This window comes from Ochrobactrum sp. BTU2 (genome assembly GCF_024539785.1).
Lineage (GTDB): Bacteria > Pseudomonadota > Alphaproteobacteria > Rhizobiales > Rhizobiaceae > Brucella > Brucella anthropi.
In genome coordinates, this window is the sequence record NZ_JAHWRG010000001.1 from 969,220 (window position 1) to 995,954 (window position 26,735).

Here is a 26,735-nt window from a genome sequence, read left to right on the forward strand (position 1 = left end):
ATATTGAATGATGTGCAAAAGTAGGATCGCGACTGCTTTCTTACAATATCAGCTTTCGTCTGCTGCTTGCAGCAATTCCAGTGCGAGCTTGCGCGCGCCCGCAGAAATGTCCGGATTGAAGACCAGCCAATAACCTTTGTCGCTCGTCTGCGACACCTCGCAAGCATGGACAAGCTGCCCGCGCTGCACGGCCCCGTCGATCAGCCCCGCCCAGCCAAGCGCCACCCCCTGATCGGCAATGGCTGCCTCGATCACCAGATTATAGGTGTTGAAGACCAGCCCGTAATTGCCGTCCTCGATGTCCTCACCGATAGCATCGAGCCATGACTGCCATGTGAACCAGCGATCACCCTGCAGCGTATCAAGATGCAGCAGTGAAGCGGTACCCAGCCGTTTCCCATCCGGAAACGGGCCATGCTCGGCAAGATAGGTTGGCGAACAGACCGGCACGACTTTTTCACCGATGAAGGCGATAGCGTCCTTGGGGAAATCCTCGCGACCGCCGAAAAGGACCGAAATATCCGCGTCACGCCGGTCGAGCGGCTGGAGCATGGAAGATGCCGTGATGCGCACATCCACCTCCGGATGTTTCGGGCGAAACTGCGCGACACGCGGCATCAGCCAGAATGTCGCGAAGCCATAGTCGGTCGCGATCCGCAGTCCCGGCGCCCGCTGACGGCGTTTGATCTGCTGCACAGCCTCATCGATTCCATCGAGACCGGAGCGCACTGCTTCATAAAGAATGCGGCCCTCGGGCAATATCTCGACACCACGGGCCCGTCGAGCGAACAATGCGACGCCCAGACGCTCCTCGATGCGTTTTATCTGATAGCTGACGGCCGGTTGCGTCATGCCGAGTTCACGCGCTGCAAGGGTCAGATTTTCCAATCGTCCCACCGCTTCGAAAACGCCAAGGCTGCCAAGGTCCCAGGATGGAGAAACCATAAATACTTTCTATAGCTTCGATAAAAAATGAATGGGTTTTTCCTTAGCCTAAATGATGTTCTCCTTAAAGTAGGAACATAAGACATAACTGGTCTTAATCTATAGGAGGGGTCACAAAATGCGCTACTTGAAGATTGCGGCACTGACGTTCACGGCACTGGCGGGGCTTTCAGGAGCGGCTTCTGCTGCCGATCCCGCAGCTTGCGAAACCATCCGGCTGTCCGATCCGGGCTGGACCGACATCACCTCCACCAACTCCGTCGCAAGCGTGCTGCTGGAAGGTCTCGGCTATAAGCCCGATGTAAAGACCATGTCCGTGCCGATCGGCTATGAGGCGCTCAAGACCGGTAATCTTGACGTTTTCCTCGGCAACTGGATGCCCGCACAGCAGAAGTTCCGCGACGATCTCGACAAGGCGAAAGCCGCCGAAGTCATCGTCAAGAATCTCGAAGGGGCGAAGTTCACTCTGGCCGTGCCGGATTATGTGGCAAGCGAAGGCGTGAAGGACTTTGCCGATCTTGCCGCCCATGCGGACAAATTTGGCAAGGAAATCTACGGCATCGAGCCGGGTGCGCCTGCCAACCAGAACATCCAGAAAATCATCGAGGACCAGAAGTTCAAGCTCGATGGCTGGAAGCTGGTGGAATCGAGCGAGCAGGCCATGCTCGCGCAGGTGGATCGCAAGAACAAGGATAAGGCATGGGTCGTGTTTCTGGCCTGGGCGCCGCACCCGATGAACAACAAGCTCAAGATAGAATATCTGGCGGGTGGCGATGACTATTTCGGCCCGAATTTCGGCGGCGCGGAAGTCTACACGCTTGGCCGCACCGGCTGGGCCGCGCAGTGCCCGAATGCCGCAACGTTCTTCAAGAGCCTCACTTTCACTGTCGATATCGAGAATGAGCTGATGGGCAAGATTCTCGATGAAGGTGCGGAAGGTCCTGCAGCCGCCAAGGAATGGCTGAAGGCGCATCCGGACCAGATCGACAAATGGCTTGCGGGTGTCACCACATTCAAGGGCGAACCGGGCGCGGAAGCCGTCAAGGCAAACCTCGGTCTTTAACCGAGAACAACACGCAGTTTGCAGGCGGGCGTTTCAGCGCCCGCCGTTTCGCGTTCCCACACTTGCCAACGGTCCCGCACAATGAAAAAGCCGAATATCCTCATCCTCATGGTCGATCAGCTGAACGGCACGTTCTTTCCGGACGGCCCGGCCGAATTCCTGCATGTTCCCAATCTGAGAAAGCTTGCCGAACATTCCGCCCGTTTTGCCAACTGCTACACCGCGAGCCCCCTCTGTGCCCCGGCGCGTGCATCGTTCATGTCGGGCCAGTTGCCGTTTCGAACTGGCGTCTATGACAATGCTGCGGAGTTTTCGTCTGAAATCCCGACCTATGCGCATCATCTCCGCAACGCTGGCTACCAGACGGCGCTTTCCGGCAAGATGCATTTCGTCGGTCCGGATCAGCTGCACGGTTTCGAGCAGCGGCTCACCACCGACATCTACCCGGCGGATTTCGGCTGGACGCCAGATTATCGCAAGCCCGGTGAACGTATCGACTGGTGGTATCACAATCTCGGTTCGATCACCGGAGCGGGTTCCGCCGAAATCACCAACCAGCTCGAATATGACGATGAAGTTGCCTATCAGGCCGAAGCAAAGCTCTATGATCTGGCGCGCGGCCACGACGAGCGGCCATGGTGTCTGACGGTCAGTTTCACACATCCGCATGACCCTTACGTAGCGCGCAAGCACTTCTTCGATCTCTATGCGGGCATTCCCGAACTTGATCCGAAAATCGGACCGCTGGCTGAAAGCGAGATCGACCCGCACACCGAACGCCTGTTACGGGCCTGCAAGGCCGAGGACTACGATCTGACCCGCGAACAGGTTCGCACGGCACGTCAGGCCTATTTCGCCAATATCTCCTATGTGGATGACAAGATCGGCGTCCTGCTCGATGTCGTCGAACGCTGCGGCATGGCGGATGACACGATTGTCGTCTTCACTTCCGATCACGGCGATATGCTTGGCGAACGCGGCCTGTGGTTCAAGATGAGCTTCTTCGATGGCTCCGCTCGCGTCCCGTTGATGATTGCGGCCCCGCAATTGCGGGCTGGCCGCGTGGATGCGCCCGTCTCGACGCTCGACGTTCTGCCGACACTGGCCGACCTTGCCGGGATCGACCTCAAGGGCATCATGCCGTGGGCCGACGGCGTTTCACTGACAGATGTTGCCTCCGGTACAGCCGAACGCGGTGCGGTTCCGGTCGAATATGCAGCCGAAGGCACCATTGCGCCAATGATCTCGCTGCGGGATGGCGACTGGAAGCTCAACCTGTGCCGCGCCGACCCGCCACAATTGCTCAACCTTGCCGACGATCCCGACGAGCTGCGCAATCTGGCGGAACTGCCGGAATTCAAAACCGTTCTGGACGACCTTCTGGCCAAAGCTGAAAAACGCTGGAATCTGGAACGCTACGATGCCGACGTCCGGGCCAGTCAGGCTCGTCGCCACGTCGTCTATCCGGCGTTGCGCAACGGCGCCTATTATCCATGGGACTACCAGCCGCTGCAAAAGGCGTCCGAGCGCTATATGCGCAACCACATGGACCTGAACGTACTGGAAGAAAACCAGCGCTTTCCGCGCTGATTAGCAAAGCGGGGCCTCACAGCCCCGCTTGCTCAAACCCTTACTGTTCCGAGAACTCCAGAACCGTGCCGCTGGCATTTTCCGGCAGCACGGCGATGCCCGCAGATGTCTTCACGTGGGAAATTCCGTTGGCATCGAGAACGCCGCGCGCCTTATCCAGCGATGCGACCCGGATGCGCAGAACGGCGAAAGCCTTGCCCGGTGTCCGGGCAAAATCCACACCGGGATAGATTGCAGCGGCTTTCTCCTCACTCACAACCCATATGTCTGCCGAACGTGAGCCTGTCGAAACCTTCCAGCCACCATCCTGTGCCTCTGCCTTGCCATTGGCGTACAGGCGGGCAAAACCTTTGGCGGCGGCTTCCGGATCGGATGAGATGGCAACAATGGCGGAAAGGCCATTTGCACCATTTGCATGTTCGATCAGTTCCGGCAGCCAGACTGTTTCGCGGGTCTTGTGCTGGCACATGAAGACCATACCTTGCGGCACTTCACTTTCCGCGAAAGACACCGTTTCAAAAGCCGCAACACCCTCGCCACCGCCCGGCAGTTCTACCGGACGCTGAAACGCGCCAACCTCGCCGGTCTTGATGCCCAGCACGCCCAGTTCCGCCTTGGCATCGCGCGCATTGTCGATGCGGCAGGCAATGGCATGGAGACCTTCGCCCTGCGCTGCCAGCTTCTCGCGCTGATGCAGATTGCCCGGCGTCTCGGCGACGATGCCGAGCAGCTCGAAATAATCCTCCGGAAACATGATGGTGTAGTTGCCGGTGCCCTTTTCCTTGCTGTGGAGGCCGCGCGGGCTCAGCGTAAATCCGAAACGGCGATATTGTTCGGCACTTTTCTCCAGATCGCCGACCAGCAGGAAAATATGATCGACGCCTTTGACCGGATGAGACATACAAAACTTCCTTTTCTATTTCTTGGTCGGAGCCAGAACAATCTCGTGGATCGTAACCTTGGGATTCATATTGGCAACATAGAGGGCGGTTTCAGCCATATCCTCGGGCTGGATGACATCATCCATGCGAGAGAGATCGAAGCCCGGACGACGCGCCAGAAGCGGCGTCGCCACCTCACCGGGGCATAGCACGGTCGACCGGATGCCGTTCGGCCCTTCCTGCGCATTCAGGCTGGCGCTCAGATCGTTGAGCGCATGTTTGGACGCACCATAAGGAACACCGCCGCCGGGCGATGAAAACCGCCCTGCCCAGGACGATGTGTGGATCATCAACCCACCACCCTGCGCACGCATAGGCGTCAGAGCAGCGGCAATCACATTGATTGCACCCTTGATGTTGATGTCGATGACATCGTCCCATGAATCGAAATCAATATCCGCCCAGCTACGGCGCGGAATATTGAGACCGGCATTGTTGCAGAGCACATCAAGACGACCTGCCCATTCGACGATAGCTCCGGCAGTAGCGGCAACTGCCTCCCGGTCGAGAACATCCGCCGGAAATATCTGCGCCTCGCCACCATTGGAGACGATCGCCTCGGCAATCGCTGCAAGTGCATCCGCCTTGCGGCCCGTCAGCGCCACCCGCCAGCCCTCGCGTGCGAACCTTCGCGCCATGGCAGCGCCGATGCCCGACCCGGCGCCGGTGATCCAGACCGCGCCGCGCTCGTTTTTGCCCGAGTTTGCGTTCTGCTCGGGGGAATTCTGGCTCATCAACAAACTCCGTCGTAGAAAATCGACATTTATTAACGCAGGCTGGTCGAGAAATTTTACCAATTTTGCCCGCGATATTAGTTTATCTTGACATTATCGCCACGGATTCTAGCATATCAATGCTTGCATACAATAAAGACCCTCTGAGGTGGCATTTCGTTGCGATTTCAGGGGCTTGAACAATATTGGGACGTGCGGGAAAAGAGGCTGGAAAGCCCTCCCTCAACGTCCTTCAGGGGAACAGAGAATGCATATCAGAAAAGCTGGCCTTGGCCTGTTTCTAGCGGCGTTTTCGCTTGCGACGGCGTCTTCGCACGCCGAAGAAGTGAAGCGCGGCGGCACTGTCATCGTCCATATGAACACCGAGCAGGGTGTGCTTAACCCTGCGCTGCGCGCCTCCACCGGTGTCTATCAGATCACCGGCCGCATCATGGAGCCGCTGATCGATCGCACCTACGAGGGCTATGTGCCGGTTCTGGCGACAAGCTGGTCTTCCTCGGAAGACGGCAAGGCTATCACCTTCAAGCTGCGCGAGAATGTGCGCTGGCACGACGGCCAGCCCTTCACCTGCGATGACGTTTCGTACAGCGCGATGAACCTCTGGAAGAAGCTGCTCAACTATTCGACCACGCTTCAGGCCAATCTCGAAGCCGTCGATTGCACCGATCCGCACACGGCAGTGTTCCGCTATTCCAAGCCGATGCCGCTGGAGCTGCTCGTCGCCGCCATGCCTGATCTCGGTCATCCGGTGCCGAAGCATCTTTATGAAGGCACGGATATTCTCAAGAACAAGTACAACGCCGCACCGGTCGGCACGGGACCGTTCAAGTTCGTCGAATATGAGCGTGGCCAGCACATCATTGCCGAGCGCAACGACGATTACTGGCGTGGCAAGGAATATCCTTATCTCGACCGCATCGTCTGGCGTTTCATGCCGGACAAGGCCGCTGCTGCCGCAGCGCTTGAAGCCGGTGAAATGATGGAAACCGCCTTCAACGGCATTTCCATGTCGGATACCGAGCGCCTCCAGAAGGATGGCCGCTTCGACACCGGCACCAAGGGTTTCGAAAACAACGTTGCCCACTCGACCATCGAGTTCAATCTGCGCAATCCGATCCTTGCCAATCTGAAAGTTCGTCAGGCGATCTATCACGCGCTCGATATCGACTTTGCGATCAAGACAATCATGCGCGGCTATGCCAAGCCGGGCCGTGGCCCGATCCCAAGCGCCGGCGGCGCCAATTACACGGATCAGGTCCAAACCTACCCGTATGATGTTGAAAAGGCGAAGAAACTGCTCGACGAAGCCGGTTATCCGGCTGGCCCCGACGGCATCCGCTTCAAGCTGCGTCATCGCCCGGCACCATGGGGTGAATATACGCAGCTCTGGGCCGAATATTATGCTCAGGCGATGAAGGAAGTCGGTATCGACGTCCAGATCCTGACCAACGATGCGCCGGGCTTTCTGAACGGTGTCTATCGTGACCATGACTTCGACACGGCAAGCGGCTGGCACCAATTCCGCTCCGATCCGGCTGTTTCCACCACCGTCTGGCTGCGCTCCGGCGCTCCGGTCGGCACCGCATGGTCCAACCAGTTCGACTACAAATCGGACGAAATGGACAGCCTGATCGACAAGGCCGCGAGCGAGCTCGACCCGACCAAGCGCGCCGATCTTTATCACCAGATCCAGCAGCTTGAGATGAAAGACCTGCCGGTCATCTTCGCCATCGAACATCCGTTCGTCGGCGTGACCAACAAGGTCTTGAAGAACCACCACAACACGCCGCGCTGGGATTCTTCCAGTTGGTACGATCTGTGGATCGATCAATAAGCAATACCAGCCGCTGCCGGTCATCCGGCAGCGGTTCCCCAATTTCATGAATGCTGAAATGAATATCTTGCAGGATAACCCGCAATGCCCCTGCCCCCGATCCTGACTTTTGCGCTGCGGCGCATCTTGCAGGCGATCCCCGTCATTCTTCTCATCATGATCGGGTCATTCCTGCTGATCAAGCTCGCGCCCGGCGATACCGTGGACGCACTTGTCGGTGACATGGGCGGCGCAGATCCGCAATTCGTCGCCAATCTGCGCACCGAATACGGCCTTGACCAGCCGGTCTGGACACAGCTCTGGATTTACATGACCAAGCTGGCGCAGTTCGATTTCGGCTGGTCCTACGTCTACGAACAGCCGGTGCTTGACGTACTGATGGCCCGCCTCGTGCCGACGCTCCTGCTCATGGTTTCCTCGCTTTCGGTGGCCTTCATTTTCGGCATCGCGCTCGGAGCTTTCGCCGCGCGGCGCGCCTATTCGCTGACCGACAATGCGATTTCCACGCTCGGCCTTGTCTTCTATGCAATGCCTAGCTTCTTTCTCAGCCTCATCTTGATGTTCATCTTTTCCGTCAAGCTCGGCTGGCTGCCGGTCGGCGGTTACAAGACGATTGCCGGGTTTTACACCGGCTGGAAGAATGTCTGGGATATTGCCGTGCACCTCGTCATGCCGACGACGGCGCTTTCGCTCATCTATCTCGCCTTCTACATGCGCCTGATGCGCACCAGCGTGCTGGAAGTGGCCGACCTCGATTATGTTCGTACCGCACGAGCCAAGGGCGCCAGCGGTGCAAGGCTGATGTTTCATCACATCATGCGCAACGCATTCCTGCCTGTCGTTACGCTGCTCGGACTACAGTTCTCGACTGTGCTTGGCGGCTCCGTCGTGATCGAGACAATCTTCTCGCTGCCCGGCCTCGGTCAGCTTGCCTACACTTCCGTGATCAAGCGCGACCTCAACACGCTGATGGGCATCATCTTTCTGTGCTCGGTGCTGGTGGTGATCGTGAATTTCATCACCGACCTCATCTATGCGCGGCTTGATTCCAGGATCGAACTGTCATGACTTCACAGGACATCTCCCTCACCCGCCCGCAGGTCTCCCGCACGAAAGTTCTGTGGCAGCGCTTCAGCCGCAACCGCGCCGCCGTACTAGGCCTTATCCTCTTCATCGCCGTGGTCCTGATCGCGTTGCTGGCTGATGTCATTGCGCCCGGCGACCCGCTGCGGCGCGCAGGCGATCCGCTCGTCTGGCCATTCGTCAATGCTGCAACGCCGCTTGGTACCGACCAGCTTGGGCGCGATATCATGGCAGGCATCGTCCATGGCGCGCGCATTTCGCTTCTGATCGGCGTGGTCGCCACCCTGATTTCTATCGTGATCGGCATCATCATCGGCGCTCTTGCCGGCTATTATGGCGGCTGGGTGGATGACGTTCTGATGCGCATCACCGAAGCCTTCCAGACCGTTCCAAGCTTCGTACTGCTTCTGACACTGGTGGCAATCTTCGGTTCATCGATTGAAAACATCATCATCTGCATCGGCATCGTGTCATGGACCGCGCCTGCCCGCATGGTACGCGCCGAATTTCTGGCGCTGCGCAAGCGCGAATTCATCGATGCAGCGCGCAATCTCGGCGTCGGGAATGCCTCAATAATCTTCCGTGAAATCCTGCCGAATGCCCTGCCGCCGGTGATTGTCTTCGCATCCGTGGTGATGGCCACCTCCATCCTGATGGAAAGCGCGCTCGCTTTCCTCGGTCTCGGTGACCCGAACTATGCGAGCTGGGGCAACATGATCGGTCAGGGTCGTGCTGTGCTGCGCACCGACTGGTTCTGCTCGGTCATTCCCGGCATCGCAATTCTGCTCACCGTTCTCTCCTTCAGCCTGCTTGGCGAAGGCCTGAACGACGCGCTTAATCCGAGGCAGAAGAAATAATGACCGCTGCACCCGTTCTGGAAATCAAAAACCTGCAGATCGCGCTGCCAAAGGGCGCCGACCGCCCTTACGCCTTGCAGGACCTGACAATGACCATCAATCCCGGCGAAATCGTCTGCCTCGTCGGCGAAAGCGGTTCCGGCAAATCGCTTTCGGCAGGCGCAATCATGCGCCTTTTGCCGGAACCGCATGTGCGCGTGACCAATGGCATAATCAGGCTTGAAGGCACCGATCTCTATTCGCTCAGCGAAGCCGACATGAAGAAGCTGCGCGGCGACCGCATCGGCATGATCTTTCAGGAGCCGATGACCGCGCTCAACCCGCAGAAGACGGTCGGCTGGCAGATCGATGAAGTGTTGCGCCTGCACACGAAACTCGGTCGCAAGGAACGTCGCGCCGCCGTGCTGAACATGCTGGCGGAAGTGAAAATTCCGGACCCTGAATCCGCCTATAACGCCTACCCGCACCAGATTTCGGGCGGACAGCGCCAGCGTGTCATGATCGCCATGGCGCTGATCCTGAAACCGCGCCTCATCATCGCCGACGAGCCGACCACGGCGCTCGACGTGACCACGCAGGCACAAATCCTGAAACTGATCCGCGACCTGCAACGCGAACACAATACCGGCATCCTGTTCATCACGCATGATTTCGGCGTGGTGGCGGAAATTGCCGACCGCGTGGCCGTTTTGCGGCTTGGCGAACTGGTCGAGGAAGGCCCGGCAAACGAAGTGCTGAACCATCCGCAGCACGCTTATACCAAAGCGCTGATCGCATCGGTTCCAGCTCTCACTCCGCCCGAACCGAAGCCATCGGTGAACACACAACCGATCATTCTCAAGGCGAGCGCTTTACGCAAAACCTTCAAGGCGCGCGGTGGCTTGCTCACCGGCAAACGCAGCGCCGTGCCCGCCGTAAAGGACCTTTCGTTCGAACTACGTCAGGGCGAAACGCTCGGCGTCGTTGGCGAAAGCGGCTCGGGCAAGACAACCGTTTCGCGCATCGTCACCCGTCTGCTTGAAGCCGATAGTGGCAAGGTCGATGTGAATGGCAGGGATTTTCTGAGCGCCAGTCCGCGTGAAGTGCGTGCCATGCGCAAGGACATCCAGATGGTTTTTCAGGACCCGATGGCCTCGCTCAACCCGCGTCGCCGCGTCGTGGACCTCATCGCACAAGGCCTAATCGTCCATGGTGTACCGAAGGCACAGGCGCATGCAAAGGCCCGCGAACTGCTGGAACTAGTTGAGCTTTCGCCCGCTGCCGCCGACCGATTTCCGCATGAGTTCTCGGGCGGACAGCGGCAGCGCATCGGCATCGCCCGCGCGCTGGCGCTGGAACCTCGCATCATCGTCGCCGACGAACCGGTCTCCGCGCTCGATGTCTCGGTACAGGCGCAGGTTCTTCGCCTGCTCGCAGACTTGCGCGAACGGCTCAACCTGTCGCTGCTTTTCGTAACGCATGATCTGCGCGTCGCGGCCCAGCTTTGCGACCGCATCATCGTCATGTCGAAGGGTGAGATCGCCGAAGCAGGTCCGACGGCTGAGGTCTTCGCTAATCCGCAACATGAATATACACAGCGCCTCCTTGCCTCCATTCCTGGCAAGGGCTGGACGCCTCCTCGTTTGGAAAATGCGTGACACCATGCAGAACATAGTCTTTCCACCCTCCATCTGGGCTGCCACCGCCCCTGCCCGCACACAAGCAAAGCCGCTGAACAATGATGCGGAAGCCGATGTCGCCATCGTCGGCGGTGGCTTTACGGGACTTTCAGCAGCGCTCCATCTGGCGAAACGCGGCAAGCGCGTCATCCTGCTGGAAGGCAATGCGGTCGGCTGGGGCGCATCGGGGCGCAACAATGGACAGGTCATTCCGACCATGACTTCGGCGGAACCCGATGCAATCGCCAAACGCTACGGCGCATCAGGTGAACGTTTTGCCAGACTGATCGGCAATAGCGCCGACATTCTGTTTTCCATCGTGCGTGATGAAAATATCGACGCTGAGGCCGAACAGAACGGCTGGTTCCAGCCTGCCCATTCGCCGGGCCGGGTGAAGCTTTCGCAAACCCGCGTGGACGCATGGAAACGTTTCGGCTTCCCGGCAGAGTTTTTCGACCGCGCCGCAACATCGCGGCTGTTGGGCAGCGATTTCTGGTATGGCGGCATGTTCAACCCGACCGGCGGCCATATCAATCCGCTGGCTTTCGCGCGCGGGCTTGCAGCCGCAGCCGAACGCCACGGCGCAATCATTCACGAACAAAGCCCGGTCATCTCCTATGCCCAGGTGGGCGACTATTGGGAAGTCAAGACCGCCAGCGCCACAGTTCGTGCCAAGGGCTTTCTGCTCGCCACCAACGCCTATACCGGCGAGTTGCGCGAAGGGCTTGCCCCGCGCCTAGCCCGCACCATCGTGCCGGTACTCTCGTGGCAAATGGCGACGGCACCTGTCAGCGACAATCTGCGGGCGACGATTTTGCCGGGACGGCAGGCGGTTTCCGATACGCGCGGCGATCTGCGCTTCTTCCGCTACGATGCCCGCAACCGGCTGATTACCGGCGGCGTGGTAATGGGTAATTTCAACATCGCAGAACGCGTCAAGCGCAAGACGGCGCGCAACATGGCGGAAGCTTTCCCTGCACTTGGCGAGCCGGAAATCACCCATGTGTGGAGCGGTTATATCGGCATGACATGGGATCGTTTCCCGCGCGTTCATCAGCTCGGCCCCAATGGCTGGGCATGGATCGGCTGCAACGGGCGCGGTGTTGCGCTTGGCACATCGCTCGGGCGTGAATTCGCACGGGCGCTCGACGGCGAGCCTGTGCAGGAACTTGCCCTGCCCGTCTCGGAACCGGCACCACTGCCTTTTCATAAAGTCGCGCGGAAGATCGCGCCGTTCTATCTCGCATGGCTTCGGCGCAAGGATCTCACCGAGCCAAATCTCTAGTCCCGCTCATTTAACGTTCATGTGAAAGGTCAGGTCCATGAATCAAATGTCAATTCTCGAACGTCGCCGCATCGAAGCGCTGGTTCTCAAGAATGTTTACGAAGTTATTCGCGAGCGCTCCGGTGAGGAAGAAGCGCAGGCTGCAATCGGCGAAGCAGTCAGCCGTTCGGCCATCGAACAGGGCAAGAGCTTTGCCGACGAGCTGGGCCGCACGCCAACGATACAGGACTTTGCCGATATCCAGCCGCTGTGGACGAAGGAAAACGCACTGGAGATCGACGTGATTTCGCAGGGCGAAGATCATTTCGATTTCAACGTTACGCGCTGCCGCTATTCGGAAATGTACCGCGAGATGGGTCTTGGCCATATCGGTCACCTGCTTTCCTGCAATCGCGATGGCGATTTCTGCATCGGCTACAATCCCGAAATGAAGCTGGAACGCTCGCAGACCATCATGAAGGGCGCAAGCCATTGCGATTTCCGCTACCGCCTCGACACCGCCGAAGACAACACAAAAGGAGCCTGACATGCCGGTTGAAAACTGGACATCGAACCAGCTGGACGAACTCGTCGCGTTCCGTCGTGACCTGCACGAAAACCCGGAGCTGCTTTACGATGTAAACCGGACTGCCGAAAAAGTTGCCGAAGCGCTGCGCGCCGCAGGCGTCGATGAGGTGGCGACCGGCATCGGACGCACCGGCGTCGTCGGCGTCATTCATGGGCAGTCGAACCGTTCCGGTCGCGCCATCGGCCTGCGTGCCGACATGGATGCGCTGCCGATCCTCGAAGAAACCGGCGCCGAATGGTCATCGAAAGTGCCGGGGAAAATGCATGCCTGCGGCCATGACGGCCATACGACCATGCTTCTGGGCGCTGCCCGCGAACTGGCGCAAAGCCGCGCCTTCGACGGCACCGTCATCGTTATCTTCCAGCCTGCCGAAGAAGGCGGCGCAGGCGCAAAGGCGATGATCGACGACGGCCTGTTCAAGCGCTGGCCGGTCAATGAAGTCTACGGCATGCATAACCGCCCGAATCTTCCCGTCGGACACTTCATCATCAATTCCGGCCCGATCATGGGATCGGTTGACATTCTCGACATCACCATCGAGGGCGTTGGCGGACATGCAGCTTCGCCGCACCAGACCATCGACCCCATCCCGGTGACGGCAGCACTCATTCAGGCAATCCAGACGCTGACCGCACGCACCGTCGACCCGCTGGATTCCGCTGTGATCTCGATCACCACCATTCAGGGCGGCGATGCTTTCAACGTGATTCCGCAGAAAATCCGGTTGACCGGTACGGTCCGCACGCTTCGTGAGGAAGTGCGCGACCATATCGAGGAAAAGCTGGCTCGCGCCGTGCAGGGCATTGCCGATGCTTTCGGCGCCAAGGCCACGCTCGACTATCAGCGCAGCTATCCGGTCACCGTTAATCACGAACGCGAGACAGAACTGGCCGCAATCGCTGCCGATGCAGTTGCGGGCGCTGACCGCGTGGCTCGGGATATGCCGGCAACGCTTGGCGGTGAAGACTTTGCCTTCATGCTGAACGAGGTGCCGGGCGCGATGATCAACATCGGCAACGGCCCGAGCGCCAATCTCCATCATCCGAAATATGACTTCAACGACGATGTCATTGCCTGGGGTTGCTCGTACTGGACAACGCTCGTGCGCCATCGGCTGCCGATCGAGAACTGATAGCCGCCTATATATCTATTCAGGGCGGCGCCCCAAGGGGCCGCCCTTTGTATTTTTCGTAAAAAGCGAAGTGTTTTTACACTAAAACCTCTAGTTTATCTGAGCCTCACGTAATATAACGCGCTCCCAATAATCCATCGCGGCTTTTCCCGATGGGAAAAGAGAATCCGGTTTGGACGCATATCCTGAACGCCTCAGTTTCGGAAATGCGGGAAGCCAATGGTAGAGCGGGAAATCCATGAATATCGAGTCTGCCTTGAGCGACAGCGCCAATATTTTTGACCTTGCGCCAATTTCCCTGTGGCTTGAGGATTATAGCGGTCTGCGCAAGCAGTTCGAAGAATGGCGTGCGCTTGGCGTTACCGATCTCGGGGCTTTCCTGCACGAAGACACGACCCGGTTGCGCATCTGCACCAGCCATATCCGGGTTCTGAAGGTCAACCGCAAGACGCTTTCGCTTTTCGAGGCGGACAGCGTCAGTCATCTGGTCGCCAACCTCGAACGCGTGTTTCGCGACGACATGCTGGACCCGCATATCGATGAGATGGTCCAGCTCTGGAACGGCGGCGGCACTTTCTCAAGCGACACCATCAACTATTCGCTCAGCGGCAAGCGGCTCGATATCCAGCTCAAGGGCGTGGTGCTGCCCGGTTATGAGCACACGTGGGAGCGAGTGCTGCTTTCCATCGAGGATGTTACCGCCCGCGAGGACGCTCGCCGCGAACAGGACCGCCACAAGCAGCACGCGCAGGGCCTTTTCGAACATTCTCCCGTGTCGCTCTGGGTCGAGGATTTCAGCCGCATCAAGCAATTGATGGACGATGTGCGCCAGCGCGGCATCGTTGATTTTCGGGTGTTTACCGACGTGCATCCAGAATTCGTGCGCCAGTGCATGAGCGAAATCCGCGTGCTCGAAATCAACACCGAGACGACGGCCCTCTTCCTCGCATCCGACAAGAAAACGCTGCTGCAGAACCTGCCGCATATCTTCAAGGATGAGATGGAAGCCTCTTTCCGCGAACAACTGATCGATCTGTGGAACGGGATCCTGTTCCAGCGTCGCGAAGTGGTGAACTATGCGCTCGATGGGTCCGAACGGCATGTTCTGCTGCAGTTCTCTGTTCTGCCGGGACATGAGACGGATTGGTCGCTGGTGCAGGTCGCACTTACCGACATTACGGCGCGCAAGAAGGCCGAGGCCTATCTGGAATATCTGGGCAAGCACGATGTGCTGACCAAGCTGCACAATCGCGCCTATTATGTCGATGAGCTTAACCGGCTTGAGCGCAAGGGCCATACGCCCGTTTCAGTCATCATCATCGATCTCAACGGCCTCAAGGCCGCGAATGATCAATGGGGCCATGCGACAGGCGACGGATTGCTGCGACGCATCGGAGAAGTGCTGAATGAAGCCGTGAAGCAGCCGGGCCATGCCGCACGCATTGGCGGTGACGAATTCGCGGTCGTGCTGCCTTATGTGGATGAGCGCGGCGCCGAGGCGATGGTCGAGGACATTCAGCGGCTGGTCGATATCAACAACCAGTATTATTCCCAACTCAAGCTCAATCTTTCCATCGGCTCTGCAACCAGCATGCCGGGCGAGAAGCTGGAAACCGTTGCCAAGCGCGCCGACCTGCTGATGTATGAGAACAAGCGCCAGCAGTATACGAGCGGTACAATCTAGAGCATTTCCTGTTTTGATTGAATCATTGGAAACACTCTATCTCTTTGTTTTTAAGCATGTCTTTATCCCAAAACCGGTCCCCACTTTTGGGAGACATGCTCTAGTCATCAAATGCGATAATCGTCTTGCCGCGCGTCAGATCGGTGACGAGGCGGGATAGTTCATCCCGCGCGGCGATGGGCATCGTGCCCGCCATTTCCACGCCGGTACCGGTGAAATTCTCTTGCGCGATAGCAAGGTTTTCCACCGCCGTCAGACGTGCTTTTAGCAGCGCATGATCTGAAAAATCGCAGGCGAACTGAAATCCGACCAGCGGGATAACTTCTGTTTTCTCAGCCTGTCGCAGACAGGTAGCGGCAGTGCCGCCATAGGCGCGCATCAGGCCACCACTTCCCAGAAGAATGCCGCCGAACCAGCGCGTAACCACGACTGCAATATTGTCCAGCTGCTGGCCGTCGATTGCCTGCAGGATCGGCTTTCCTGCCGTGCCGCTCGGCTCTCCATCGTCGCTGAAACGGTAGTTCTGCCCCGTGCGCCAGGCCCAGCAATTATGGCTCGCCGACAGATCGGAATGCTCGCTCAAAAAATCCTTCGCCGCCTGCTCGTTTGCGACAGGCGCAGCAATGGCCAGAAATCGACTTTTCTTGATCTCCTGACTAAAGGTTTCGACGCGACTGATCGTGAACATGGCAATCCTACAAAGATGATTGCGGGGCCTAGCATTTTCCATTGAGGATGACGACCCCTTCCAGCTTCCCCTGGCATTGCGCCCACCGGATATAGGGTATAAGGCAATTGAAAAATGAGCCCATATTTTTGAGCTCTGTTCGTGCATATCCAGATGAAAGGTCCCGCCGATGTTCGATTTGATCGTGAGAAACGCCAATCTCCCCGACGGTCGCGAGAAGCAGGACATTTTGGTCAAGGACGGCAAGATTGCCGATGTCGTGCCTTCAAAGGGGGAGCATCAGGCGGCTCAGGAAATCGATGCAACCGACCGGCTCGTGACCCCGCCTTTCATCGATCCGCATTTCCACATGGATGCGACCCTGTCGCTTGGCCTGCCACGCCTCAACCGTTCCGGTACGCTTCTTGAAGGCATCGCGCTCTGGGGCGAACTGAAGCCGATGCTGACCGTTGAAGCCATGGTCGAGCGCGCGCTGCGTTATTGCGATCTGGCCGTTTCGCAGGGCCTGCTGGCCATTCGCAGCCATGTCGATGTCAGCGATCCGCGCCTTCTCACTGCTGAAGCGATGATCGAAGTGCGCGAGAAGGTGAAGCCTTACATCGATCTGCAGCTCGTGGCCTTCCCGCAGGATGGTTACTACCGTTCGCCGGGCGCGGTCGATCTCGTCAACCGCTCGCTCGATATGGGCCTCGACGTCGTCGGCGGCATTCCGCATTTTGAGCGCACCATGGCTGATGGCGCAGCCTCGCTGGAGGAACTCTGCCGCATTGCCGCTGAACGCGGGCTGCCGGTCGATATCCATTGCGACGAAAGCGACGATCCGATGTCGCGCCATGTCGAGACGCTGGCGGCGCAGACAATGCGTTTCGGCTTGCAGGGCCGCGTTTCCGGTTCGCACCTCACCTCCATGCATTCCATGGATAATTATTACGTCTCGAAGCTCATCCCGCTGATTGCGGAAGCAAAGATGAACGCCATCCCGAACCCGCTCATCAACATCACGCTGCAAGGCCGCGCGGACACCTATCCGAAGCGCCGCGGAATGACACGCGTGCCGGAGCTGATGGCTGCCGGTATCAATGTCGCTTTCGGCCACGATTGCGTGATGGACCCCTGGTATTCGATGGGTTCCGGCGACATGCTGGAAGTCGGCCACATGGCGATCCATGTCGCACAGATGACCTCCATCGAAGGCAAGAAACAGGTTTTCGATGCACTCACCGTCAATTCCGCCAAGGCGCTGGGCCTCGACGGCTATGGCCTTGCCAAGGGCTGCAATGCCGATTTCGTGGTGCTGCAGGCGCGCGATCCAATTGAAGCGCTGCGGCTCAAGGCAAACCGCCTCAAGGTCGTGAAGCGCGGCAAGGTCATCGCCGAAACCCCGCAGCGCATAAGCCGCATCAATCTCGAAGGCCGTCCGTCTTCGGTTGACGGGGCTGATTACGCGCCAATCGGCTAATAATATCAACAGTTTCGGCCTACCCGGCACATTGCCGGATGAACGAACCGGAACAGTCGCGGCTTGAAACCCCATGCCTAATTTTCAGGCCGCAGCCTAATTCGCTTGTATTCGAGGCAGATTGAGCAAAGATAGAACCGTTGCTCATACATTCTGCTCACACAAAACGAAGCAACCGGCAGTGCATTCCCGGCACGCCGAAAACACAAAAGAGGGGTCCTATGACCAAAATCATCAAAGCACCGAACTTTACCCGTCGCAACATTCTCGCAATGTCTGCAGCACTCGGCGCAACGGCAATGACCACTCGGGTCTTTGCGGCCGATGAAAAGCTGAAAGTCGCGGGCATCCACGCCTCGCCGGTCGAGAATGCCTGGAATTCCCGCCTTCACGAGGCACTGAAGCAGGCAAATGACGACGGCGTCATCGAATATGTCTTCTCCGAGGGCGTTTCGGCGAGCGACTACCCCCGCGCCATGCGCGAGTATGCCGAACAGGGCATCAAGCTGATCGTCGGCGAATCCTATGCCGTCGAACGCGAAGCGCGCCAAGTGGCAGGCGATTATCCAAAGACGGCTTTCGTCATGGGCTCCTCCGGCAAGCCGCAGGGCGATAATTTTGGTGTTTTCGGCACATGGAACTTTGAATCTGCCTATCTCGCGGGCATGCTGGCAGGCGCGATGAGCAAGTCCGGCACCTTCGGCTCCGTCGGTGCCGTGCCGATCCCGGAAGTCAACATGCTCATCAATGCCTTTCAGGATGGCGTGAAGGAAACCCGTCCCGACGCGAAGTTCATCGCGTCGTTCATCGGCACCTTCTTTGACCCGCCGAAAGCACGTGAAGCCGGTCTTGCCCAGATCGACTCTGGCGCGGACATCCTGTTCGGCGAGCGCATCGGCACGGCAGACGCGGCCAAGGAACGTGGTATCAAGGCCATCGGCTCGCTGATCGACTATACGCCGCGCTATCCCGACACGGTCTTCGCCAATGCGATCTGGAATTTCCGCCCGATCCTGAATGCGGCTATCGCCGACGTGAAGGCCAGCCAGGCAACCGGCAAGGATTACACGCCGTTCAGCCTGATGAAGGAAGGCGGCAACGACATCATCTACGTCAAGGGCATTGCCCCTGCCGAAGCGGAAGCCAAGATGGAAGCCCGCCGTGTGGAACTGAAGGAAGGCAAGTTCGAGTACAAGCCGAACCCGGCCGAACCGAAGTAATCATTTAGGACGGGCAAGCATATCGTGGCAATCGACATGAACCAGCAGGATGCGACCGCGCTCGCGCAGGCGATTGCGGAAGGAATCCTCAGTGCCGAACAGGCCATGGATGCCGCTCTCGACGCAGCAGAAAAATGGCGCCCCTTGGGCGCCATTGCATATCTCGATCGCGATCTTGGCCGCGCCGGTGCCATTGCATTCGATGCAGCGCCATCCAGAGCTGCCTTCGCGGGCGTTCCCTCCCTGTTCAAGGATCTGGGCGGGCCCTGTGCCGGTCTGCCGATCCGGCTCGGCTCGCAGGCATTCCTCAATGCCTCACCTCAGATGGATTCCGAACTCGGCCACCGGCTACGCGCAGCCGGATTGAATTTCTTCGGCACTACCACCGTTCCCGAATTCGGTCTGGCGCTTGCGAGCGAACCAGCGGGAGCACCGCCTGCACGCCATCCCTTCGATGAAATGCTTTCACCCGGCGGGTCATCCGGCGGAGCGGCAGCAGCCGTCGCAGCCGGGGTAGTCGCAATTGCGCACGCTACCGACGCTGGTGGTTCCATCCGCGTACCCGCCGCAACCTGCGGTCTTGTCGGCCTGAAACCAAGTCGTGGCGCCATGCCAGCGGGTCCGCATTTCGGCAATTATCTTGCAGGCATTGCGAGCGAGTTTGCGCTTTGCCGCTCGGTCCGTGATGCGAAAGCGCTTCTGCCGCTTGTTGAAGGCAAAACAGAAGGCTTTCTGCCCGACCCGGCGATGCTGGCAGGCGATTTGCCGGACCGCCTTCGTATCGGCATCGTGACCGGCGATCTCGCAAACTATCCAATCACATCAGAGCGCCTGCAGGTTGTGGCAGATGCAGCGCATTTCCTTGAGGCACAGGGGCACACAATCCGCGAAATCCCGGCTTCGGAATTCAGCCCGCTGATCGCTTCCAGCGCACGCGCTTTCGACCGCATCATTTCCGTCAATCTCGCGGCTGCAATTGACTTTCTGGCCCTTGATGAAGACAGGCTTGAACTGCTTACCCGTGCGGTTGCAGAGCGCGGGCGGCGCATGGAAGCCACCGCGCTTTACCGCGCCATGAACGGAGCCGTCAGCACCGCACATATGCTCTGGCAGATTTTCCGCGACATCGACGTGCTGATTACGCCTATGCTCGCGCGCGGGCCGATGCCGCTCGGTTCCTTTCCCACGGATCAAGGCGATGTCGATGCGCATTGGCAGAAGATGAATGCCTTCGCGCCTTATGCGGCGCTTGCGAATATTTCCGGTTTTCCGGCACTCTCGCTTCCCTTTGAAACCGACGCCGACGACATGCCGGTCGCCTTGCAGCTTGTGGCCCCGATGGGCGCGGACCGGCTGCTTTTGAGCCTTGGCCAGCGTCTGGAGGCGGACCAGCGTTGGCAGCACAGATTTCCCGTTGCGGGGTTGAACACATGACCACCACAGTTCTTGAACTGCAAAACATCACCAAGCGGTTTGGCGCGCTTACCGCCAATGACGATATTTCGCTGAAGCTTGAGCGCGGCGAAATCCTCGCTTTTCTTGGCGAAAATGGTGCAGGCAAAACCACGCTGATGAATATCCTGTTCGGCCATTATGTGCCGGATGAAGGTCGTGTCTTCGTGAAAGGCGTTGAAATCCCGCAAGGCAAGCCCCGCGCAGCCATCGATGCGGGCGTGGGCATGGTGCACCAGCATTTTACGCTCGCGCCCAATCTCACGGTTCTGGAAAACATCATCACCGGCACTGAAAGCCTCTGGAGACTCAAATCCGCGCACGGTGCAGCGTGTAACAAGATCGCGGAAATCGCCAAGCGCTTTGGCCTGCAGGTTGATCCCGATGCACGGCTTGGCGATCTTTCGGTCGGTGAACAGCAGCGCGTGGAAATTCTCAAAGCGCTTTATAACGACGCCGACATTCTGATCCTCGACGAGCCGACCGCCGTTCTGACCACGCAGGAAGCCGAAAACCTCTTCGCGACACTGAAAGAAATGGCACGTCAGGGCCTGTCGCTGATCTTCATCTCGCACAAGCTGCATGAAGTCATGTCGGCAGCCGACCGGGTGATCGTCCTGCGCGGTGGAAAGCTTGTCGCTGAGCGCAAGGCTTCCGAAACCTCGAAAGAGGAACTCGCCGAACTGATGGTTGGCCGTCGCGTTTCACGCCCTTCGCGTGCAGCGGCCACGCCCGGCGAAACCTTGTTGGAAGCGAAGAATGTAACAGTGGTGGAAGATGGCGCGGCCCGCCTTAGTGATCTCGACTTTCACCTTCGCGCTGGCGAAACGCTTGGCATCATTGGCGTGTCGGGTAATGGGCAGGCAGCGCTCGGGCGTCTCGTTTCGGGTCTCAGCCAGCCTGCGAGTGGCTCACTTGTCATGTTCGGGCAAACGGTCACCAAATTCGACCCGCGCCAATTTGTGGCCGAAGGTGTTGGCCGCATTCCCGAAGATCGCAATGCGGAAGGCGCAATCGGTGACCTGACGCTTTGGGAAAATGCTGTGCTTGAACGCGTGCGCGATCCCCAGTTCTCCAATGGTCTTCTGGTCAATCGCGCGGCTGCGCGTGAATTTACCGACCGCATCATCAAGGATTTCGATGTGCGCGGCGGCACGCCTGATAGCCGCATTCGCCTGCTTTCCGGCGGCAACATGCAGAAGCTTATTCTGGGTCGCAATCTTGAAACGGCTCCGCGCATTCTGATCGCGGCGCAACCGACGCGTGGCCTTGATGAAGGTGCCGTCGCAGCCATTCATGCCCGTATTCTGGAAGCGCGGGCAAAGGGAGCAGCGGTTCTGCTAATCTCGGAAGATCTGGATGAAATTATCGGCCTTGCCGACCGCGTACAGGCCATCGTCAAGGGCCGCCTCTCGCCGCCGATTGACGCCGGAGAAGCCAATGCGCAACGGCTGGGCCTGATGATGGCTGGGGAATGGCAGACTAATCTCACGAAGGGGCTGAACTGATGCGTATTGAAAGACGCGAAACACGGCCCATGGCACTGGTAGCAACCGCACCAATTATCGCCGTTTTGACCGCCTTTGTGCTTGCCGGACTGCTCATTGCCGCTGCCGGTGCGCCGGTTTTGGAATCCTTCCGCCAGATAGCCATCGGCGCTTTCGGTAACAAGCTTTCGATCACCGAAACACTCACCCGCGCAACACCCTTGATGCTGACCGGCCTTGCCGCTGCCGTCGCCTTCCGCTCCAAACTCTGGAATATCGGCGCCGAAGGCCAGTTCTATATGGGTGCGCTGGCGGTGGTCGCCTGTGGGACGCAATTGCAGCTTCCTGCCCCTATTCTCATTCCGCTGTTGCTTATCGTCGGCGCGATTGCAGGCATGATTTTCCTGCTTATTCCGCTCGGGCTTCGTCTGCGCTTCGGTGTCGATGAAGTGGTGACGACCCTGCTTTTGAATTTCGTTGCGGTGCTCATCGTCTCGATGATGATCGAAGGGCCGATGAAAGACCCCCTCGCCTTTGGCTGGCCGCAATCCGAGCCTGTGCCGGATGCGGCGGTGCTGCCAAAAATCATGGCAGGCATGCGGCTTCACATTGGCATAGTCATCGCTATCGCTCTGGCGCTCATCATCGCCTATGTGCAGAAGCGCACCGTGTTCGGGCTGGAAACCAAGGCTGCCGGTCTCAACCCGCAAGCCGCGCGTTTTGCAGGCGTTCCGCTTGGCAAGACACTGGTGAAAGTCGCCTGCATTTCCGGTGGTCTTGCAGGACTTGCAGGCGCAATACAGGTCATGGGCGTTAAGGGTTACGTCACGACCGATCTGTCGCCGGGCTTCGGCTATTCCGGCATCATTGTCGCCATGCTCGCCAATCTGAACCCAATTGGCGCTATTTTCTCAGCTCTCTTTGCAGCCGCAATGTTTGTCGGCGCTGACGGCATGAGCCGTGCCATTGGCATTCCGAGCTTCATCGCCGATGTCACCGTGGCGCTGTCGCTTCTGACTATGCTGGTTGCTCTGTTCTTCACACAATACAGGATCGCCCGATGAACGAGTTGATGGATATCCTGCTCTCCGCAGGCCTCTGGGTCTCGGTCCTGCGCATTGCAACGCCACTGATCTTCGGCACGCTCGGCGCACTTTATTGCGAACGGGCGGGTGTGCTTAATCTCGGCATCGAAGGCATCATGACCTTCGGTGCGATGATCGGCTGGCTGACAGTCTATAATGGTGCCGACCTGTGGGTCGGTGTGCTTGCCGCCGCCGCTTCCGGCGCTCTGTTCGGCCTGCTTCACGCGGCGCTCACCGTCCCGCTCGGCCTGTCACAGCATGTGGTCGGTCTTGGCATCACGCTGTTTGCGTCGAGCCTCAGCTACTTCCTGTTCCGTCTTCTGGTGCCGCTCTCTTCAACTCCGCCAACGATTACACCATTCCAGCCGGTCAATCCGTCCTGGCTTGCGGATATTCCGTTTATCGGACAGGTGCTTGGCACGCAGACGGCCCTCACCTGGATCGCCATTCCTCTGGCACTGCTGCTTGGTTATGTGCTTTTCCGCACACCACTCGGCCTTGCCATCCGTATGACCGGCGAAAATCCGCATGCCGCCGAAGCGCAAGGCATCAACCCAATCCGCGTTCGCGTCTTCACGATCATGTTCGGCAGCGCGCTTATGGCTGTCGGCGGCGCGTTCCTCACGCTCTCTGCATTCAACTCGTTCTTCCCGACGATGATGCAGGGGCGCGGTTGGGTCTGTATTGCGCTCGTCGTTTTCGCGTCATGGAAGCCTGCACGCGCACTTCTGGGCGCACTGCTGTTCGCGCTGTTCGATGCTTTCCAGCTCCGCCTGCAGACGGTTTACGGCAAGGTGGTGCCTTATCAGCTCTTCCTGATGATCCCTTATATCATGTCGATTGTGGCGCTCATCGTGATGGCGCGGCGGGCACGTGTCCCGCAGGCGCTGATGCAGCCCTATCGTCGCGGAGAACGTTGATCGCATAGTGCGTGATGAAATATGCGATGGTGAAAACTGCCAGTCCACCAAAGACATCGCTCAGATGGTGCCCGCCGTGCAGCAGGATCGCGGGTACCATGAATATATTCAGAGCGAGTACCGGTAAACGCACCCATGCGATGCGCCATGTAAAGACCACGGACATGGCAGCCATGACGGTGTGGAACGACGGGAATCCGATCAGGCCGAGCACATTGGCTGGCGTCAGATAATCTACCCCTTCCTTCGACAAGCGGATCAATTCCAAGCCATAGGACGGACCGACAGCCAATCCTGCACTTCTCACAACATCATCAGGCAGGTTCCATACAGCCGATGTACCGAATGTTGGAAAAAAGGCCCACACCACGATGCTGAGAAGAGCGCCTACAATTCCAGTCATCAGGAAATGAGCAAGTTTTTCTGATTGCCCCGAAAAGCCGAGCAACAGAACAACCATCACCAACTGCGGCAGGGAAGTGAAGTAAACTATCTTCAACAGTGCTGAAACACCGGGCCACTGCGCAATGTATGTGACCAGACTTGGCCAATCATATCCCATCAGTCGATCGACGCCGACCAGGAATTCGTCAATTCGCGGGAAATGGATCGGCAGCAACATATAGTTAAAGACCGACCCGACCAGTGTGAACAATATGAAGCCCGCAGTCAGAATGAGTGTCTCCGCAATCCGGGTATCATTCCTTACGAAGCGATAAAACAGGCCGAGCATGATCGTTCCAAGACCGATCGCCCCGATCATTCCGTAGCCTGTCCAGTCTACGCGAATGCCCTTCGCGGCAATCAGAAGAATGTCGATTGCGCCCAACGCACCAACGACAGTCAGAACAAATCGCTCATAACGCGAGAATATCATCAGCGCCCCCAATTGATCTCATAATCGACCAAAGAGCTGAAGTTCACGTTAAACGTGCAAACAAAAACGGCGCCCGAAGGCGCCGTTTTCTTTATTCTGTCAACTTAAGCAGCGCTGGACTTGCCGCTCTTTTCGAAGCGCTTGCGCTCATTCGGGTCGAGGTAGAGCTTGCGAAGACGGATCGACTTCGGCGTCACTTCAACCAGCTCGTCGTCCTGAATCCACGACAGAGCGCGTTCCAGCGTCATCTTGATCGGCGGGGTAAGCTTCACGGCTTCATCCTTGCCTGCGGCGCGGATGTTGGTGAGCTTCTTGCCCTTGAGCACGTTGACTTCCAGATCGTTGTCACGGCTGTGAATGCCGATCAGCATGCCCTGATAGACCTTGACACCAGCGTCGATGATCATCGGGCCGCGATCTTCAAGGTTGAACAATGCGTAAGCAACAGCTTCACCCTGATCGTTGGAGATCAGAACGCCGTTGTTGCGGCCAGCGATTTCGCCCTTGTATGGCTGATAGTCGTGGAACAGACGGTTCATGATCGCCGTGCCGCGCGTATCGGTCAGAAGTTCCGATTGATAGCCGATCAGACCACGGGTCGGTGCGTAGAACACCATACGAACGCGGTTGCCGCCGGAAGGACGCAGCTCGACCATTTCGGCCTTGCGTTCGGACATCTTCTGCACAACCGTGCCGGAATATTCTTCATCGACGTCGATGACGACTTCTTCCACCGGCTCCAGCTTCTCGCCGTTCTCGCCGTCCTTCATGACGACGCGCGGACGCGAAACGCCAAGCTCGAAGCCCTCACGGCGCATGTTTTCGATCAGAACTGCAAGCTGCAATTCGCCACGACCGGAAACGAAGAACGAATCCTTTTCGGTCGATTCCTCGATCTTCAGTGCAACGTTGCCTTCAGCTTCCTTGAGCAGACGGTCACGGATAACGCGGCTCGTCACCTTGTCGCCTTCCGTGCCCGCATAAGGGCTGTCATTGACGATGAAGGACATGGTCACGGTCGGCGGATCGATTGGCTGCGCAGCCAGAGGCTCGCTTACCGAAGGATCGCAGAAGGTGTCGGCAACAGTGCCCTTGGAAAGACCGGCGATAGCGACGATGTCGCCTGCATGGGCTTCGTCAATGGCCTGACGCTCGATGCCGCGGAAAGCGAGGATCTTCGAGATACGGCCATTTTCGAGCAGCGAACCATCCTGACCGAGAACCTTGACGGCCTGGTTCGGCTTGATCGAGCCGGAATGGATACGACCGGTGATGATGCGGCCCAGGAACGGATCGGCTTCGAGGATCGTACCGATCATGCGGAACGGACCTTCAGCAACCTTCGGTGCCGGAACGTGCTTCAACACGAGGTCGAACAGCGGAGCCAGACCTTCGTCCTGTGGGCCTTCCGGGTTCAGCGCCATCCAGCCGTTACGGCCTGAACCGTACAGGATCGGGAAGTCGAGCTGCTCGTCGGTCGCGTCGAGATTGGCGAAGAGGTCGAACACTTCGTTGATGACTTCTTCATGACGGCCATCCGGACGGTCGATCTTGTTGATCGCAACGATCGGACGCAGGCCAACTTTCAGCGCCTTGCCAACAACGAACTTCGTCTGTGGCATTGGACCTTCAGCAGCGTCAACGAGAACGATAGCGCCGTCAACCATCGAAAGAATACGCTCAACTTCGCCGCCGAAGTCGGCGTGGCCCGGCGTGTCGACGATGTTGATACGCGTGTTTTTCCAGACAACCGAAGTGGCCTTCGCGAGAATGGTGATCCCGCGTTCCTTTTCGATGTCGTTGGAATCCATCATGCGTTCTGCAACGCGCTGGTTGTCGCGGAACGAGCCGGACTGCTTCAGGAGTTCATCGACCAGAGTGGTTTTGCCATGATCGACGTGTGCGATAATAGCGATATTACGCAATTCCATATGGAGATCACTTCTATATGAGTTGGGAGCCGCGCCAACAAACCCGCGCGGAAAAACAATGCGGCGCTCTTACAGGTTTTTTTGCATTTTAGAAAGGGGCAGCGCGAAACTGCCCCCCAATTAACCCGAAAAACCCGAATTTCATTGCATTTTTACACTGTCATTCTGACAGTTTTTTGAATTCTTTTTGGGCATGTCGTTATCGAAAAACCAGTTTCCACTTTTTCGCGACATGCCCGAGC

At 58.1% G+C, this 26,735-nt stretch carries 22 protein-coding genes; 16 read left to right on the forward strand and 6 right to left on the reverse strand.

Going from position 1 to position 26,735, the window contains the following annotated elements; all coding sequences use genetic code 11:
* Window positions 1-48: 48 nt before the first annotated feature.
* A complete protein-coding gene (locus tag KWJ32_RS04480) occupies window positions 49-945 on the reverse strand; it encodes a LysR substrate-binding domain-containing protein (RefSeq protein ID WP_151609566.1) in 897 nt (298 codons plus the stop codon).
* A gap of 118 nt (window positions 946-1,063) precedes the next feature.
* Here KWJ32_RS04480 and choX point away from each other — a divergent pair, with 118 nt between their 5' ends.
* On the forward strand, window positions 1,064-2,008 hold the full coding sequence (gene choX / locus KWJ32_RS04485; RefSeq protein WP_012092759.1) for a choline ABC transporter substrate-binding protein: 945 nt from the start codon (window positions 1,064-1,066) through the stop codon (window positions 2,006-2,008).
* Window positions 2,009-2,089: 81 nt separating this feature from the next.
* On the forward strand, window positions 2,090-3,598 hold the full coding sequence (betC, locus tag KWJ32_RS04490; protein WP_012092758.1) for a choline-sulfatase: 1,509 nt from the start codon (window positions 2,090-2,092) through the stop codon (window positions 3,596-3,598).
* A gap of 40 nt (window positions 3,599-3,638) precedes the next feature.
* On the opposite strand, the gene KWJ32_RS04495 is transcribed toward betC, so the two are convergent.
* Window positions 3,639-4,499 (reverse strand): VOC family protein, encoded by an 861-nt coding sequence (locus KWJ32_RS04495; RefSeq protein WP_012092757.1) that lies wholly within the window; start codon window positions 4,497-4,499, stop codon window positions 3,639-3,641.
* A gap of 15 nt (window positions 4,500-4,514) precedes the next feature.
* Window positions 4,515-5,273 carry an SDR family oxidoreductase gene (locus KWJ32_RS04500; RefSeq protein WP_012092756.1) on the reverse strand — a complete coding sequence of 253 codons (759 nt, stop codon included), beginning with the start codon at window positions 5,271-5,273 and terminating at the stop codon, window positions 4,515-4,517.
* 247 nt (window positions 5,274-5,520) lie between these two features.
* Between KWJ32_RS04500 and KWJ32_RS04505 the strand changes: the two genes are divergently transcribed.
* The 8 genes from KWJ32_RS04505 (at window position 5,521) to KWJ32_RS04540 (ending at window position 15,374) form a co-directional block, all read left to right on the forward strand.
* Window positions 5,521-7,107: an ABC transporter substrate-binding protein gene (locus KWJ32_RS04505; RefSeq protein ID WP_012092755.1), complete on the forward strand. Its 1,587-nt coding sequence runs from the start codon at window positions 5,521-5,523 to the stop codon at window positions 7,105-7,107.
* A gap of 84 nt (window positions 7,108-7,191) precedes the next feature.
* Window positions 7,192-8,175: an ABC transporter permease gene (locus KWJ32_RS04510; RefSeq protein ID WP_012092754.1), complete on the forward strand. Its 984-nt coding sequence runs from the start codon at window positions 7,192-7,194 to the stop codon at window positions 8,173-8,175.
* Complete coding sequence (locus KWJ32_RS04515) at window positions 8,172-9,047, forward strand: ABC transporter permease (RefSeq protein ID WP_012092753.1); 876 nt, start codon at window positions 8,172-8,174, stop codon at window positions 9,045-9,047. The genes KWJ32_RS04510 and KWJ32_RS04515 overlap by 4 nt, the downstream gene beginning before the upstream one ends.
* A complete protein-coding gene (locus KWJ32_RS04520; RefSeq protein WP_151609568.1) occupies window positions 9,047-10,684 on the forward strand; it encodes an ABC transporter ATP-binding protein in 1,638 nt (545 codons plus the stop codon). The genes KWJ32_RS04515 and KWJ32_RS04520 overlap by 1 nt, the downstream gene beginning before the upstream one ends.
* 4 nt (window positions 10,685-10,688) lie before the next feature.
* Complete coding sequence (locus KWJ32_RS04525; RefSeq protein ID WP_012092751.1) at window positions 10,689-11,990, forward strand: FAD-binding oxidoreductase; 1,302 nt, start codon at window positions 10,689-10,691, stop codon at window positions 11,988-11,990.
* A 37-nt stretch (window positions 11,991-12,027) separates the two neighbouring features.
* Window positions 12,028-12,516 (forward strand): L-2-amino-thiazoline-4-carboxylic acid hydrolase, encoded by a 489-nt coding sequence (locus KWJ32_RS04530; RefSeq protein ID WP_012092750.1) that lies wholly within the window; start codon window positions 12,028-12,030, stop codon window positions 12,514-12,516.
* Window position 12,517: 1 nt separating this feature from the next.
* Window positions 12,518-13,690, forward strand: coding sequence for a M20 aminoacylase family protein (locus KWJ32_RS04535; protein WP_125334151.1), 1,173 nt, complete (start codon window positions 12,518-12,520; stop codon window positions 13,688-13,690).
* Between the two features lie 238 nt (window positions 13,691-13,928).
* On the forward strand, window positions 13,929-15,374 hold the full coding sequence (locus tag KWJ32_RS04540; protein WP_151609569.1) for a GGDEF domain-containing protein: 1,446 nt from the start codon (window positions 13,929-13,931) through the stop codon (window positions 15,372-15,374).
* A gap of 100 nt (window positions 15,375-15,474) precedes the next feature.
* Here the strand turns inward: KWJ32_RS04540 and KWJ32_RS04545 are convergent, their stop codons facing one another.
* Window positions 15,475-16,062, reverse strand: coding sequence for a YigZ family protein (locus tag KWJ32_RS04545; protein WP_151609571.1), 588 nt, complete (start codon window positions 16,060-16,062; stop codon window positions 15,475-15,477).
* 169 nt (window positions 16,063-16,231) lie between these two features.
* Here KWJ32_RS04545 and KWJ32_RS04550 point away from each other — a divergent pair, with 169 nt between their 5' ends.
* The 6 genes from KWJ32_RS04550 to KWJ32_RS04575 all read left to right on the forward strand — a co-directional run bounded on the left by KWJ32_RS04550 (window position 16,232) and on the right by KWJ32_RS04575 (window position 23,685).
* Window positions 16,232-17,521, forward strand: coding sequence for an amidohydrolase family protein (locus KWJ32_RS04550; RefSeq protein WP_151609573.1), 1,290 nt, complete (start codon window positions 16,232-16,234; stop codon window positions 17,519-17,521).
* A gap of 221 nt (window positions 17,522-17,742) precedes the next feature.
* Window positions 17,743-18,741: a BMP family protein gene (locus tag KWJ32_RS04555; protein ID WP_151609575.1), complete on the forward strand. Its 999-nt coding sequence runs from the start codon at window positions 17,743-17,745 to the stop codon at window positions 18,739-18,741.
* Window positions 18,742-18,777: 36 nt separating this feature from the next.
* Window positions 18,778-20,175, forward strand: coding sequence for an amidase (locus tag KWJ32_RS04560; protein ID WP_125334156.1), 1,398 nt, complete (start codon window positions 18,778-18,780; stop codon window positions 20,173-20,175).
* Window positions 20,172-21,701 (forward strand): ABC transporter ATP-binding protein, encoded by a 1,530-nt coding sequence (locus KWJ32_RS04565; protein ID WP_012092743.1) that lies wholly within the window; start codon window positions 20,172-20,174, stop codon window positions 21,699-21,701. The genes KWJ32_RS04560 and KWJ32_RS04565 overlap by 4 nt, the downstream gene beginning before the upstream one ends.
* Complete coding sequence (locus KWJ32_RS04570) at window positions 21,701-22,744, forward strand: ABC transporter permease (protein ID WP_012092742.1); 1,044 nt, start codon at window positions 21,701-21,703, stop codon at window positions 22,742-22,744. The genes KWJ32_RS04565 and KWJ32_RS04570 overlap by 1 nt, the downstream gene beginning before the upstream one ends.
* Window positions 22,741-23,685 carry an ABC transporter permease gene (locus KWJ32_RS04575; protein ID WP_012092741.1) on the forward strand — a complete coding sequence of 315 codons (945 nt, stop codon included), beginning with the start codon at window positions 22,741-22,743 and terminating at the stop codon, window positions 23,683-23,685. Before KWJ32_RS04570 ends, KWJ32_RS04575 begins: the two co-directional genes overlap by 4 nt.
* Here the strand turns inward: KWJ32_RS04575 and KWJ32_RS04580 are convergent.
* Window positions 23,615-24,562 (reverse strand): phosphatase PAP2 family protein, encoded by a 948-nt coding sequence (locus KWJ32_RS04580; RefSeq protein ID WP_012092740.1) that lies wholly within the window; start codon window positions 24,560-24,562, stop codon window positions 23,615-23,617. The genes KWJ32_RS04575 and KWJ32_RS04580 overlap by 71 nt on opposite strands.
* A 104-nt stretch (window positions 24,563-24,666) precedes the next feature.
* Window positions 24,667-26,493 carry a translational GTPase TypA gene (typA, locus tag KWJ32_RS04585; RefSeq protein WP_010658502.1) on the reverse strand — a complete coding sequence of 609 codons (1,827 nt, stop codon included), beginning with the start codon at window positions 26,491-26,493 and terminating at the stop codon, window positions 24,667-24,669.
* Window positions 26,494-26,735: the final 242 nt, after the last annotated feature.

Excerpts from the sequence above, each read along its gene's own strand:
- KWJ32_RS04535 (WP_125334151.1), top strand. The coding sequence starts at position 12,518 with ATGCCGGTTGAAAACTGGACATCGAACCAGCTGGACGAACTCGTCGCG.
- KWJ32_RS04555 (WP_151609575.1), top strand. The coding sequence starts at position 17,743 with ATGACCAAAATCATCAAAGCACCGAACTTTACCCGTCGCAACATTCTC.
- KWJ32_RS04530 (WP_012092750.1), top strand. The coding sequence starts at position 12,028 with ATGAATCAAATGTCAATTCTCGAACGTCGCCGCATCGAAGCGCTGGTT.
- KWJ32_RS04505 (WP_012092755.1), top strand. The coding sequence starts at position 5,521 with ATGCATATCAGAAAAGCTGGCCTTGGCCTGTTTCTAGCGGCGTTTTCG.
- KWJ32_RS04565 (WP_012092743.1), top strand. The coding sequence starts at position 20,172 with ATGACCACCACAGTTCTTGAACTGCAAAACATCACCAAGCGGTTTGGC.
- KWJ32_RS04550 (WP_151609573.1), top strand. The coding sequence starts at position 16,232 with ATGTTCGATTTGATCGTGAGAAACGCCAATCTCCCCGACGGTCGCGAG.
- typA (WP_010658502.1), bottom strand. The coding sequence starts at position 26,493 with ATGGAATTGCGTAATATCGCTATTATCGCACACGTCGATCATGGCAAA.
- KWJ32_RS04580 (WP_012092740.1), bottom strand. The coding sequence starts at position 24,562 with ATGATATTCTCGCGTTATGAGCGATTTGTTCTGACTGTCGTTGGTGCG.
- KWJ32_RS04495 (WP_012092757.1), bottom strand. The coding sequence starts at position 4,499 with ATGTCTCATCCGGTCAAAGGCGTCGATCATATTTTCCTGCTGGTCGGC.
- KWJ32_RS04515 (WP_012092753.1), top strand. The coding sequence starts at position 8,172 with ATGACTTCACAGGACATCTCCCTCACCCGCCCGCAGGTCTCCCGCACG.
- KWJ32_RS04570 (WP_012092742.1), top strand. The coding sequence starts at position 21,701 with ATGCGTATTGAAAGACGCGAAACACGGCCCATGGCACTGGTAGCAACC.
- KWJ32_RS04510 (WP_012092754.1), top strand. The coding sequence starts at position 7,192 with ATGCCCCTGCCCCCGATCCTGACTTTTGCGCTGCGGCGCATCTTGCAG.
- KWJ32_RS04560 (WP_125334156.1), top strand. The coding sequence starts at position 18,778 with ATGAACCAGCAGGATGCGACCGCGCTCGCGCAGGCGATTGCGGAAGGA.
- KWJ32_RS04500 (WP_012092756.1), bottom strand. The coding sequence starts at position 5,273 with ATGAGCCAGAATTCCCCCGAGCAGAACGCAAACTCGGGCAAAAACGAG.
- betC (WP_012092758.1), top strand. The coding sequence starts at position 2,090 with ATGAAAAAGCCGAATATCCTCATCCTCATGGTCGATCAGCTGAACGGC.
- KWJ32_RS04540 (WP_151609569.1), top strand. The coding sequence starts at position 13,929 with ATGAATATCGAGTCTGCCTTGAGCGACAGCGCCAATATTTTTGACCTT.
- KWJ32_RS04525 (WP_012092751.1), top strand. The coding sequence starts at position 10,689 with ATGCAGAACATAGTCTTTCCACCCTCCATCTGGGCTGCCACCGCCCCT.
- KWJ32_RS04575 (WP_012092741.1), top strand. The coding sequence starts at position 22,741 with ATGAACGAGTTGATGGATATCCTGCTCTCCGCAGGCCTCTGGGTCTCG.
- choX (WP_012092759.1), top strand. The coding sequence starts at position 1,064 with ATGCGCTACTTGAAGATTGCGGCACTGACGTTCACGGCACTGGCGGGG.
- KWJ32_RS04545 (WP_151609571.1), bottom strand. The coding sequence starts at position 16,062 with ATGTTCACGATCAGTCGCGTCGAAACCTTTAGTCAGGAGATCAAGAAA.
- KWJ32_RS04520 (WP_151609568.1), top strand. The coding sequence starts at position 9,047 with ATGACCGCTGCACCCGTTCTGGAAATCAAAAACCTGCAGATCGCGCTG.
- KWJ32_RS04480 (WP_151609566.1), bottom strand. The coding sequence starts at position 945 with ATGGTTTCTCCATCCTGGGACCTTGGCAGCCTTGGCGTTTTCGAAGCG.